This is a genomic window from Vulcanisaeta sp. EB80 (assembly GCF_002078205.2).
In genome coordinates, this window is record NZ_LCWN02000009.1 from 15,759 (window position 1) to 28,531 (window position 12,773).

Sequence of the window (12,773 nt, forward strand, 5' to 3'; positions counted from 1 at the left end):
TTAACCCCTCTTCGTCAGATCGAGTACGAGCTCCACGATGTGCCTAGCCACATTGACACCGGTGACCCTCTGGACATTCTTGAACTCGGGCACGGTGTTTACCTCAAGCACCTTATAACCACCATCAGACTCCACAACATCGACACCGGCATAGTAGGCACCTATGGCCTTGGTAGCCCTAACACTTATGTCCTCAAGCTCGGGATCCACCCTGACAGCCTCAGCCTTACCACCCCTTGCAGTGTTTGTCCTCCAATCATCGTTGACCGCATACCTATAAATCGCAGCCACAGCCCTATCCCCAACCACCGTTACCCTAATGTCCCTGCCAGGCTTCCTTACGTATTCCTGCACAAGGTATGCGCCGTACTGAGGATTACCCATCGAATCCCTATGCCTAACCAGGAGCTGTAAATCCTCAACACCACCCACTAGGCTCACTAGCCTACCCCAGGAACCATGGACAGGCTTAACAATGGCAGGTATACCGACTGCGTTGAGAACCTTAACTGCAACATCCCCTGATAGGGTAATCACGGTGTTGGGTATTGAGACACCCACCCTGCTGAGTATGGCGAGGGTTACTGCCTTATTATTACCGATTAATATGGACATTGCCGGGTTTATCGAGATTCCACCGAGGGCTTCGTAGAGTTGAGACACGAGTTGCGACTTATGCTGACTTATCGTCCTTATGAAAGCAGCGCCACCATCACTGCCGTTTGGGAGGTTTAGCGTCAGCTCCCCAGCATTAACCAACCTATAATTAACGTTTAGGTTGTTGAACTCCCTAATGAGTAGTTTCTCATCGAGCCTTACTGCATCGTATATGAAGTCAATGGCTTCAATCAGAACCACCTCTTACTCTCCCCAATCCTCCTCCTCAACCTTGATTAGCTTCAGTTGTATCAAACCATTCTGAATAACCACCTGGTACTTCTGGCCACAGCTTGGGCAGCTAACGAGCTCTCCATCAAGGACATCGTCTGGTATTTCTATATCTGCACCGCATACCTGGCATGAGGTCTTTGTTGGCATCAGTAGTTACGTGAATATAGCCTATTTAAGCATTGCGGTTAATCGATGTTTAGTTTATAGTTAAGCCATGGGTATAAATATACAAGACACGCCCTACTGGTTAGGAATCACGTGTGTTCCAAAGCCGTTGATTGCGGAGGATATGGGGTTCTCGATTGTTCCATTGGATATTACGACACGTATTCCCTTACTTGCCAACTGCATTGCTGTGTACACCTTCCTCTTCATGCCGCCCTTAACCTCTTGGCTCTTAAAGAGCTCCTGCGCCTCGGTAATAGATGCCCTACCAACAACCTTCCCATTCATTAATACACCATCGACGTCCGTGAGAATTACCGCTAGGTCGGGCCTTAATGAGTATGAAAGAACCTCAAGTGCTTGATCTCCATCAACATTCAACGGACCGCCTGTCTTGTTGTCCATTGCTATTGGGGCTATCACCGGCGTAAAACCATCATTTAGCAACTTCACTATGAAATCGCTGTTCGAGCTCTCTATCTTACCTGTATAGCCACCATCCACAATCCTCTCCCTACCCCTCTCATCTATTATTACCATAGTTTCCCTCCTCCTCGCCCTCAGTAATCCACCATCAACACCCGATAACCCAATTGCGTTAACACCAACACCCTGCAACCTACTAACCAGGTCCTTATTTAGGAACATCATACCCATAATGTAAACCCTGAGGGTCTCGAGATCAGTATACCTACTGGTAACGCCGCTGGGGCTTGTCACGAACCTTGGCTTGAGCCCCATTTTCTCCATCAACTCGCTCACGAAGTAACCACCACCGTGCACAATCACTAACTTATGACCATTGCCCAATAACCTAGGGACCTCCTTGACGAGGTTGTCCACGCCCTTTCGAATTACGGAACCACCGACCTTGATTAGGATTAGCATCTGGTAACTACGCGGTAGGTAATAATTATAAGGATTACCGTGACGACGATTATTTTGAATAAATATATTAATTTGAATTTATAGGGACCTCCCGTATTCACTTACCGCCTCGGCAATCCTCCTAATACCCTCGACGATCCTATCGATACTCTCGACTACAAAGGATATCCTAATCGCTGACCTATAGATATCGCTGAAGTACGTGCCAGGTATCACAGTCACACCAAACTTCTCAAGGAGAAGCTCGGCAAGCCTCTCCGAGTCCTTTATGTAGCCTGATAGGTCTGCGAATACGAACATTGAACCCCTTGGAACAATAAAGCGTGCCTCGGGTAGGTACTCCCTAAGGGCTTTGACCGCGGCATCCCTTCTAGACCTATACTCCTCAACTATGTATTTCAAATGCCTAAACCTGACCTCAGACCTCAGGTACATGGTTACGAACTTCTGCGCAATGACTGGTGGACAATAGGTCATCTCCTCAGCCGCTAACTTAAGCTTGGGCACTGCATCACTGGGTCCATAAATGAAACCGAGTCTCCATCCTGGAATGCCTGGATCCTTAGAGAATGTGTTTATTGATATTACGTGATCCGGGGCGTATCTGTAGATGTATGTGTGCTCTCCCTCATAAATAAGCGTTCTATATGCCTCATCAGACACAATCCAGAAATCCTCATCCTTTGCCAGATCTGCTATTGCCTTTGCCGTATCCCTATCAATCACGCTACCCGTAGGGTTGTCCGGAGAAACTATTACCAGGGCCTTCGTCTTATTTGTTATTAATTCCTTCAGTTTCTCAACATCAACCCTGAAGCCCTCGTTTAAGCTCAAGCCGAGCCTCTTAATCCTACCACCGAAGTACTCGATTATTGGCTTATAACCAAAGTATGTTGGATCAAGGAGTATAACCTCATCGCCTGGATTTAGGATTGTCATGAAAGTCGCGAACATACCCTCCTGACCGCCAGCCGTTATAACTATATTGTCGGGGCTAACATCGATACCACCAAGCCTCCTCAAATCCTCAGATACTGCCTCCCTAAGCTCCATAATGCCCTGGCTCGGGGTATAGCCATACAGATCCATCCCCTTACCCTCAATGAGTTGGTTGGCGAGCATGGACCTAATCTCGATGGGCGGTGGTATCCCGGGTTGCCCAGCGGATAGGTTTATCACATCCCTATTCTCACGCTTTAACCTCTCCCTGATCGCATCTATCTTCCTGGTGGGTGACTCCCTCAGGAAGGTTATTGTTTGCGAGAACCCGCGCATTGTCTCCCCTATTTTACTCAAGTATATATACTTTATTTATTCATAACCGTGGCATAGGTTCTTTAAGGACAAAGCTTATAAAATATTTATAATAACCCTCATGAATGATTCGGCTTGAGGAGACGCTATCTCGTGCTTCAGGATGGGAGCGTATACCGTGGTTACGCCTTTGGTGCTGTTACAAATGCAGTTGGTGAAGTTGTATTCACGACAGCTAACGTTGGCTATCCAGAGTCATTGACCGACCCATCATATAAGGGTCAGATTCTCGTTTTCACAAGCCCCCTAATTGGTAATTACGGTGTTTCGCAGGACCAGTGGGAGAGTGACTCAATCCAGGTTAGTGGTGTTGTTGTCTTTGACGCCACATCGCCAAGTCATTACACCTCAGTCATGAGCCTTGACGAGTGGTTGAGGAGGGAGGGTGTACCTGGCGTGTTTAGGGTTGACACTAGGGCGTTGACCGTCAAGTTGAGGGAGGTTGGTGTCATGATGGGGACTATAGTTGATGATGTGAATGAGGGACTTAGGCTTGTTAGGGATGCGCCACGTTATGATGAGATTGATTTCACAAGGCTCGTATCGCCTAAGGACATCATTAGTTATGGGGATGATGATAAACCATGCATTGGAATTATTGATTGTGGGGTCAAGCTTGGTATAGTGAGGAGCTTATTGGCTAGGGGTTTCAGGGTCGTTAGGTACCCATGCCACATGTGGTCTGAGGCAATAAGTAATTGCGATGGTGTCCTACTCAGTAATGGGCCTGGCAACCCTAACCTACTTAGTTTCCTTGTGGATGCTGTGGTTGATATTATTAGGGATAGAAAACCAACCCTAGGCATATGCCTAGGACACCAGGTAATAGCCCTAGGCATTGGGGCTAGGTTGTACAAAATGAAGTATGGACACAGGGCAATAAACAAGCCAGTCCTCGACCTACTTAGGAATAGGGTTTACATAACGACCCACAACCATGGATATGCCGTAGACCCACAATCAATCAAAGGCACCGGGTTTAAGGTGTGGGCCGTGCAACCCGACGACAAAACCGTGGAAGGGTTAATACATGAGGAACTACCAATAATAACGACACAATTCCACCCAGAGGCGAGACCTGGTCCCCAAGACACAAACTGGGTCTTTGATGAGTTTGCAAGGTTAGTGATGAGGTATGGACGCTAGGAAGGTATTAATTATAGGCAGTGGGCCGATAAAAGTTGCCGAGGCTGCCGAGTTCGATTACTCGGGAATCCAGGCGTTGAAGGCGTATAAGGAGGAGGGATTAACCACGGTACTCGTTAATCCAAACATAGCCACGGTACAGACAACAAAGGTTTTTGCTGACAAGGTTTACCTGGTGCCAATAAGGACCGAGTACCTGGCTAAGGTTATTGAGAGGGAGAGGCCCGACGCCATAGCGTGTGGCTTTGGTGGGCAAACGGCACTGTCCGCATGCATTAATCTAAACGATTCTGGGGTACTTAGGAAGTACGGTGTTAAGGTCCTGGGTACACCAATAGAGGGCATAAGGTCTGCATTGAGTAGGGAGTTGTTTAAGGAGTTGATGGGTAGGTATGGCATACCCACGCTACCCTCAATAACAACGTACTCATTGAACGAGGCCATGGATGCAGCGAGGAAGCTGGGATACCCAGTACTGGCTAGGGTATCCTTTAACCTAGGTGGTGCGGGTGCCTTTGTGGCGAATAACGAGGCAGAGTTAGTTAGCAAGTATCATAAGGCCCTCGCCCAGAGCGAGATCAAGGAGGTTTTGATTGAGAAGTACATTGGTGGTTGGAAGGAAATAGAGTTTGAGGTTATGAGGGATTCCTATGGTAATTCTGTGGCTGTGGTGTGCATGGAGAATATAGATCCAATGGGTGTGCATACGGGCGATTCTGTCGTGGTGGCACCCTGCCTAACACTAACCAATGAGGAGTACCAGAGGGCTAGGCTGTTGTCTATCGGTGTCGCCAATGCCATAAACCTGGTTGGTGAGTGCAACGTGCAGGTTGCAATAAACCCAAGGGGGCCTGACATGTACGTCATAGAGACCAACCCTAGGATGAGTAGGTCGAGCGCGCTGGCTAGTAAGGCCTCGGGTTATCCACTAGCCTACATGGCCGCTAAATTAACCCTGGGTTATAGGTTGGATGAGTTGATTAATAGGGTTACGAACAGGACTGTGGCTGCCTTCGAACCAAGTCTCGACTACATAGTGGTTAAGATACCCAGGTGGGAGGGTGATAGGTTCGAGGTTGATGAATCCCTGGGTCCCGAGATGATGAGTATTGGTGAGGTAATGGGTATAGGGAGAACGCTTGAGGAGGCTTGGCAGAAAGCCGTTAGGATGCTGGACATTGGGGAGCCGGGCCTGGTTGGTGGTCGCATATACAACGAGGCAACTGTTGAGGAGGCGAAGGATAAGGTCATGAGGAGGAAGCCCTATTGGTTCCTATACGCAGCCGTGCTACTGAGGGAGGGTTACTCCGTCGACGAGATAAATAGGTGGATAGGTGTCGATAAGTTCTTCCTAAACGCGATCAAGAGGGTTGTGGATGCCTACGAGGGGTTGAGGAAGGGCCTAATAACGTTGAATGAGGATGTTGTTGAGGAGTTGTACGTACTAGGCTTCAGCGAGGAGCAGATACGCCGTGCACTAGGCGGTGAGGCACCGAGTAGGTTGCCTGTGGTTAAGCAGATAGACACATTGGCTGGTGAGTGGCCGGCCAGTACGAACTACCTATACCTAACCCACGGTGGTGAGGTTGATGACTACACAGGGCCTGGTGTGAATGCCATAGTGGTCGGGGCTGGCGTCTTTAGGATCGGGGTTTCCGTGGAGTTTGACTGGGCTGTGGTTAACACAGTCCTCGCCCTAAGGAGGCTTGGGTATAGGGTGGGTATTGTTAATTACAACCCGGAGACCGTGAGCACCGACTGGGACTTCGCAAATAAGCTATTCTTTGAGGAATTAACGCCGGAGACCCTGAGGAACATATTGATTAAGGAGAGGCCAAAGGTAGTCATCCTCTGGGCGGGTGGACAGATTGGGCAGAGGCTCTATGGTAAGGCTAGGTCCTGGCTATCCAATGGCGAGATACTCGGGACATCGCCAGAAAGTATTGACCTAGCCGAGGATAGGGTAAAGTTCTCAAAGTTACTCGAGGGGTTGGGGATTGATCAACCACCCTGGACCTTCGCAAGGTCCTTGGAGGAGTTGATAGGCATTGTGGAGAGGTGGCTGGACTACCCGGTGATGATTAGGCCGAGCTACGTGCTTGGAGGCACGTACATGGGGCTTGCGAGGAATAGGGATGATCTGGTCAAGTACGTGAGCAGGGCCACCAGAATAAGCCCAGAACACCCAGTGGTTGTCTCCAAGTTCATAGGCAATGGCATTGAGGCAGAGGTTGACGGCGTTAGTGACGGAAAGTCCGTCATAGCAATCCCCGTTGAGCACATCGAACCACCTGGCGTACACTCGGGAGATAGCACGATGGTCATATCACCCAGGGGCCTCGACTATAGGCTGAATGATGGCTGGAGGGTCAGGATGGCGGAGGCTTCATTCAAGATAGCAATTGCATTGAGTATCAGGGGTCCGTTCAACATACAGTTCATAGTTGGTGACAAACTATACGTGATAGAGGCGAACGTGAGGGCGAGCAGGTCCATGCCATTCACGAGCAAGGCAATCGGCATAAACCTGATGGACCTATCAGTCAAGGCAGCAATGAGCGGTTTAGGCATGGATAGGGAATACCTGGTACTAAGACCGAGGCGCTGGTGGGTTAAGGCAAGCCAATTCTCCTGGAGCAGGATCAGGGGCGCATACCCAAGGTTAGGCCCGGTCATGTACAGCACAGGCGAGGTTGCATCAAGTGGGCATACACTCCAGGAAGCCCTACTCAAGGCCTGGCTATCCACAACCCCATCAAGGATCCCAAGAAACAACGCACTAGTCTACACATACGACGAGTACCTGAAGGAACAAATCGACGAAATAACAAACCAACTAGACGGGTGGATCAAGGTAATAACAGACACAACAACAGTCAAGGAAGACATAAAGGCGGGACGCATAGACATCGTAATCACGGGGGGAGACACAAGGGATAAGGACTACGAAATACGCAGACTAGCCGCAGACACGGCAACGCCATTAATCCTACACCCAAAACTAGGCCTCGAACTATCACGAGCATTCAGGTGGCTATGGACAGGCAACGAACCAGACATCGAGGAACTACAAGAAGCACAACACACCCCAAGCCCTACTTCCAAAAACTAACCAACCCAAACAAGTTATGAGTCTACGAGACGAATTTCGTGCCATGGCAAAATTTTGCCACGAAACGAATAGTGAAGCAATGTTGAAAATAAGCACTACTTAATTAATAATTTGTTATTCACGGCCTCTCATTGAGTGGTACGTACTTAAGGCCTATGGGTCCTACGTACTTCTCGGTGGGCCTGATTAATCGGCCATTCATTTGCCAGTATTCAAGCACATGTGCTACCCAACCGACGATCCTTGCTATTGCGAAGTTTGCGGGATTATATTCAGGTGGAAATCCTAGGGTGTAGAATATCAGTGATGCGTATAGGTCTGTGTTTTGCGTAAACTCCCTTACTGCTTAGGTGCTTCTCCACGGCCTTCTCCAGGGCTAATGCTGTTTCGTATAGTCTCTGGTACTCGCCACCCTTCTCCCTCGCCAACTCCCCAGCGATCGTTCTCAGGTAGTTAACCCTGGGGTCCGTGTACTTCTTGTAAAGCCTGTGCCCGAAACCTATTATCTTCTCGCCCCTCCTCACCTTGCTGATTACGTAGTCCTCAGCCTTAGCGGGATCACCAACCTCCACGATCGTCTTTAAAGCCTCGAAACTTGCACCGCCATGTAGTGGGCCTTTAGGCTCGATAGGGCTGCCACAATCGCCGAGTATATGTCGGACCATGTGGAGGCCACGGTTATGGCTGTGAAGGCTGAGTTATTCATGCTGTGCCCCATGTACGTTATCAACATTGTCTCCAGGGCCCTCCTCTCTACGTCACTCGGCTCCCTCCCGAAGAACATGTAGAAGTAATTGGCCGCGTGATCGAGGTCACTACGTGGCCTGGATACCTCATTGCCTGTGCTGAGTCTGTGGTACGTGGCCACTATCGTTGGCGCCCTGGCTATTAGGGCTAGGGCCTTCTCGTAGTCGTGCGAGCCCCTGCTAGATGCTTCCCTGTCCAGCGTGCCTAGGTAGTCTATTGAGAGCCTGAGCACATCTATTGGCCTCAAACCTCTAGGTAACGACCTGAGGAGGGTGAGCAACTCGCTGGGTAGCTCCCTATTCCTCGCTAACTCAGCCTTTATGGCATTTAGCTCCTCCCTATTGGGTAGCTTACCGTGTAGTAGTAGGTACGTCACCTCCTCAAAGCCCGCCATGTTGGCAAGCTCGGTTAGGTCGTAGCCCCTATAGTAGATCTTGCCGTTGTTGAGGTCGATGAAGCATATGCCGCTTTCTTTAACCTGTATGCCCTCGAGACCCCATGCAACCGTGGACGTGCCTATTCTCGATTAGGATTTAGAATAAAATATAAAATTTGTTCATTATTAATCATAATAATAATTTTAATACGCTGAGTAATTTATTCCTATTATCTAATACCCAATTACTCAATTGCTCAATGCTATGAAACCTCCTTGCCGCCTCCTCCCTAACCTGGTTTGGGTTTGGTGAGCCTTCATTCAGTTTCTCATTGATTACCTGGGTAGGGTTTAAGGACACCTTATCAAGCTCATTATTCCTCACTGCCCTGGCAACCTCATTATAAACCTCCCTAAACGGTCTATGCTCACTGATCGATACAAACTCTGCATACTCAGCCGTGGTCACGGGATACCTGGCAAGGTCCTCCCTAATCCTCTCGGCGTTAACCCTCAACCCCGCTACGAAGTCCCTCAATATAGAGATCCCCTCAATGGCTATCCTCATCACAACCCAGGCATGCCTCGTCTCCTCCTGCAGGTCAAGCTGGTACCCAAACTCCACGGGCCTCTCTATGGAGAGCATAGCCACCAAATGTCCCACAGCCTCCCCAATCCTAGCCCTAAACACCTCGAGGGTCGCAGGGTTACGCTTATGAGGCATTATACTACTCGTGGCTAGGTGGCTTGGGTCAGCCGTTACGTAGTTGAGCTGTGGCATTAACCACATCTCGATGTTATTCAAGAACCTACCAACCTCGACTAGGTAGGAAACGATCAAGGCTATTACCTGGACCATGAAGAACCTGGAGCCCGTGGCATAGATACTGTTATTAACGACATCCCCAAACCCAAGCTCGCCAGCCTCCCTAGACCTATCAATCCTCGCCAAAACACCAGCCAGCGGGCCGGTACCCAACGGCGACCTATCAACTATCGCGTAGGAACTAATAAGTAGGCTAAGCAGATCGCTCGTTAACTCATCCAGCGCTAACAGGTAATGACCCAACGTGGTGACCTGGGCAGGCTGCCTATGGGTGGACCCAATTATGAGTTGGTCTGCCGCATCCCCAGCCTTGGTGAGCAGGGTCTTCCTGAGCTCAATAAGCTCACTGATTAGGTCGAGCATGTACTCCCTAAGCCTAAGCCTAATCGCGGTGGCCACGTGGTCATTCCTGGACCTACCAAGCCCAACCCAACCACCAACCTGCCCAACCCTCCTAATCAACTCAGCTTCCACGAACTCATGAACATCCTCAAAACCCTCACCAGGCCTATAGCCATCGCGGTAAATACCCCTCAACGCCTTCCTAACCCTGCCCGCCTCATCACCACTCAGTACACCCTGCCTCTCGAGCTCATTAACATGAACAATCAACGCCGCAATCACGTACTTGAATATCTCAGTATCATCAACTATCGAAGATGTGTAGTTAACCTTAACCAAGTCCCCAGACCCGAGCAACTCCCTACGATACATAGGCTATGTATAACCACATTAGGGGGATAATATACTCTACCTCACCTTCAAAAGTAATTGTTAAACATGAAGCTCTAGGCTCTATCTTGTCGTTTTCATGCAACACCCCACAGTTGAAAACGGGCAGTACTTGTTGATTGAGACTTTTGAACTAAAATGACTCGACCTAATGATTAAGGCGTTACAACCTTACGTCTAGCCCTGAAGGCCGTTAGTGAGTGCATTGTGTGCATTTTTATGAAGCCCCTCGCCTCCTCCTCACTTGGGTACCAACCGCCTACGTAATCGACAAGCTCCTTGCTATAGCTTGCGTATGGGCTCTCCCTACCGAGAATAGCCAAACCACCGAGCACCTTAACCCTAACCTTACCGCTGACCCACCTATTCATTGCCCTAACCAATGACTCTAGCTCCTCACGCAATGGCTCGTGCCAAAGCCCCTGATAGACCAGGTCGGTCCAGGTTTGATCGACGACCCTCTTAAACCTATACTCAAGTGGCGTGTAAACGAGCTTCTCAAGATCTCTGTGCGCCTCGATGAGTGTTAATGCCGCTGGCGCCTCATAAACCTCCCTGGATTTAAAACCAACAACCCTGTTCTCCACATGATCAACCCTACCGAATCCATGCGCACCAACGACCCTATTCAACGTGGTGATTATACCAACCAGGTCCATTTTCTCACCATTAATAGCCACGGGCAATCCCTCCCTGAACTCGATATCCAGAATCAACGGTTCACGAACACTCTCAGGCGATACCGTCCATTTAAAGGCATCCTCAGGCACTTCGGCCAATGGATCGTCAATCTCACGACCCTCTATGCTCCTTGACCAGAGGTTATCATCAATACTGAACCTACTGTGGATGCTTGGTATTGGTATTCCGTGCTTCTTGGCGTAATCTATCTCACTGGCCCTATCCATGCCCCAGATCTTGGCCGGCTCTATTATCGCTATGTCGGGTGCCAGGGCCATTAGGGTCTCATTAAACCTGACCTGGTCGTTACCCTTACTCGTGGATCCATGGGCCACCGCATCGCAACCCTCCCTCCTAGCTACCTCAATGACCTTCTCGGCAATTAATGGCCTAGCTAGGGCCGTACCAAGAGGGTACTTATCCTCATAAAGGGCATTGGCCATTATAGCCATTGCCACTGGACCATTGGCGAACCCACTCTTTGCGTCAACATAGACATGCTTAGACGCGCCTGTTGCGTAAGCCCTTCTCTCTATTTCTTCAAAATCATCGTCCTGACCCACGTCTACCGTGACCGTGATAACCTCGGCATTAAACTTATTCCTAAGCCAATGAATAGCCACTGTAGTGTCTAAACCGCCTGAGTAAGCCAGGGCGATTTTACTGGGTTTCCTGTGCTCCGGTTTAGGTAATTCACGCGAAACAAGGACCTTATATATTAATAAATTTTTCCTAAATAGGATATAGCGATGTTACGTACCTACAGTAACTATGACGGGTTGTTGCAAGTCTCTTATTTCGTGAGCCACATCCTCAGGCCTTAAATTCCTTATATAATTTATGTATCTATCATAGTAGTCGCTCGGTAGGCCGTATGTGGGTATTACCGAATGTACGTTGGCGATACCCTCAGGAGACTCCTTCATGACCTTAAGCCTACCGATCCTATTCCTCACAGCCATAGCCAACTCATCATCACTCAATGATGAATTACTTATCGTGTTCAGCATAATATCGATGGTATCCTTAACGAACTCCCTACGCACACCAGCCATTGCGATGAACACACCAGAACTACCCAGTGGCCAGTACATGGAGTAGGCGTAATACGCCAACCCCCTCTTCACCCTAACCTCCCTGTACAACCTAGATACCAACCCCATACCACCTATTACTGTATTAGCGACGTCCATCCTAAATGACCCCTCAACGTCCTTTATACCGTATGTTGGGTACATAATTACAACCGCGGTTTGTACCTTACCCTCAAGCCTAACATCCCTACTACCACTACCAAATCCCCTAACGGGTATCTCCACATAGTTAGCACTTGGTAGATCAACCTCAACCACATCCTCAAGGGCCACAACCGTTAGGGATATAGCACGTAATCCATCAATCGCCCTCCTAACATCATCCTTCGTTATCCCCGTTAATTTATACTCATAAGCCGTGGGGTGTCTCGAGTATGGATGGTCATTAAATAACAATTTTAATGCCTCAGCTATAGATAGGGTGATGACATCCTCCCTAGATAGCGTAATGCGAGTACCTGCTTCCCTAATCGCGTCATCCAACCTATCGATTGGCGGATTTAGCAGGGTTTTTACCAGTAATTCCACCGCCTTGGGGATAACCGAGTACCTAGCCTTAGCCCTAACCATTAGGTAATCAAGCCCCTTCTCGATTACGAAGGAGACGCCCACTCTTTCAAGCTCCTTCGCGTAGTCGCTCATTCTCCACAGTGGTATTAGCACATTTGCAATTCCTGGAACTGGTTCCTGGAGCGAGCCTAGGTTTAGTGCGAGGTTTATTACGGCAACATCATTAACGGGCGATTTAATGAATAGTCTATTCATGCCCATCACCTATAAGTGATGATTATTGGAGAACTC

Annotated in this window: 9 protein-coding genes and 2 pseudogenes; 2 read left to right on the top strand and 9 right to left on the bottom strand. The window is 49.0% G+C overall.

Translation table 11 applies throughout. From position 1 onward, the window contains the following. The 4 genes from lysX to B7L70_RS02960 form a co-directional block, all read right to left on the bottom strand. A complete protein-coding gene (gene lysX / locus B7L70_RS02945; RefSeq protein ID WP_081226411.1) occupies positions 1-858 on the bottom strand; it encodes a lysine biosynthesis protein LysX in 858 nt (285 codons plus the stop codon). Between the two features lie 3 nt (positions 859-861). Next, positions 862-1,038 carry an alpha-aminoadipate/glutamate carrier protein LysW gene (gene lysW/argW, locus B7L70_RS02950; RefSeq protein ID WP_081226412.1) on the bottom strand — a complete coding sequence of 59 codons (177 nt, stop codon included), beginning with the start codon at positions 1,036-1,038 and terminating at the stop codon, positions 862-864. A 93-nt stretch (positions 1,039-1,131) separates the two neighbouring features. Next, complete coding sequence (locus B7L70_RS02955; protein WP_081226413.1) at positions 1,132-1,944, bottom strand: [LysW]-aminoadipate/[LysW]-glutamate kinase; 813 nt, start codon at positions 1,942-1,944, stop codon at positions 1,132-1,134. A gap of 78 nt (positions 1,945-2,022) precedes the next feature. Continuing rightward, complete coding sequence (locus B7L70_RS02960) at positions 2,023-3,219, bottom strand: pyridoxal phosphate-dependent aminotransferase (protein ID WP_081226414.1); 1,197 nt, start codon at positions 3,217-3,219, stop codon at positions 2,023-2,025. Between the two features lie 114 nt (positions 3,220-3,333). On the opposite strand from B7L70_RS02960, the gene carA reads away from it, so the two are divergent. Together carA and carB are read left to right on the top strand one after the other, a co-directional pair. Continuing rightward, on the top strand, positions 3,334-4,404 hold the full coding sequence (gene carA, locus B7L70_RS02965; RefSeq protein ID WP_081226415.1) for a glutamine-hydrolyzing carbamoyl-phosphate synthase small subunit: 1,071 nt from the start codon (positions 3,334-3,336) through the stop codon (positions 4,402-4,404). Further along, the gene (gene carB, locus B7L70_RS02970) at positions 4,394-7,516 is read left to right on the top strand and encodes a carbamoyl-phosphate synthase (glutamine-hydrolyzing) large subunit (RefSeq protein WP_081226416.1); all 3,123 of its coding nucleotides are present in this window, start codon (positions 4,394-4,396) and stop codon (positions 7,514-7,516) included. Before carA ends, carB begins: the two co-directional genes overlap by 11 nt. A gap of 235 nt (positions 7,517-7,751) precedes the next feature. On the opposite strand, the pseudogene B7L70_RS13840 reads toward carB, so the two are convergent. From B7L70_RS13840 to B7L70_RS03000, 5 genes and pseudogenes are all read right to left on the bottom strand, one after another. After that, positions 7,752-7,820, bottom strand: a pseudogene (locus B7L70_RS13840) (hypothetical protein); the annotation flags it as partial. Next, positions 7,789-8,783, bottom strand: a pseudogene (locus B7L70_RS13850) (citrate/2-methylcitrate synthase). The pseudogenes B7L70_RS13840 and B7L70_RS13850, both read right to left, overlap by 32 nt. A gap of 46 nt (positions 8,784-8,829) precedes the next feature. Beyond that, positions 8,830-10,179: an argininosuccinate lyase gene (locus B7L70_RS02990; RefSeq protein ID WP_081226417.1), complete on the bottom strand. Its 1,350-nt coding sequence runs from the start codon at positions 10,177-10,179 to the stop codon at positions 8,830-8,832. Between the two features lie 173 nt (positions 10,180-10,352). Then, complete coding sequence (locus B7L70_RS02995; RefSeq protein ID WP_255408833.1) at positions 10,353-11,537, bottom strand: argininosuccinate synthase; 1,185 nt, start codon at positions 11,535-11,537, stop codon at positions 10,353-10,355. Positions 11,538-11,630: 93 nt separating this feature from the next. Beyond that, positions 11,631-12,737, bottom strand: coding sequence for a pitrilysin family protein (locus tag B7L70_RS03000; protein ID WP_162009078.1), 1,107 nt, complete (start codon positions 12,735-12,737; stop codon positions 11,631-11,633). Positions 12,738-12,773: the final 36 nt, after the last annotated feature.

Coding starts and splice junctions, on each gene's coding strand:
- carB (WP_081226416.1), top strand. CDS start 4,394: ATGGACGCTAGGAAGGTATTAATTATAGGCAGTGGGCCGATAAAAGTT.
- B7L70_RS03000 (WP_162009078.1), bottom strand. CDS start 12,737: ATGAATAGACTATTCATTAAATCGCCCGTTAATGATGTTGCCGTAATA.
- B7L70_RS02960 (WP_081226414.1), bottom strand. CDS start 3,219: ATGCGCGGGTTCTCGCAAACAATAACCTTCCTGAGGGAGTCACCCACC.
- B7L70_RS02955 (WP_081226413.1), bottom strand. CDS start 1,944: ATGCTAATCCTAATCAAGGTCGGTGGTTCCGTAATTCGAAAGGGCGTG.
- B7L70_RS02990 (WP_081226417.1), bottom strand. CDS start 10,179: ATGTATCGTAGGGAGTTGCTCGGGTCTGGGGACTTGGTTAAGGTTAAC.
- lysW/argW (WP_081226412.1), bottom strand. CDS start 1,038: ATGCCAACAAAGACCTCATGCCAGGTATGCGGTGCAGATATAGAAATA.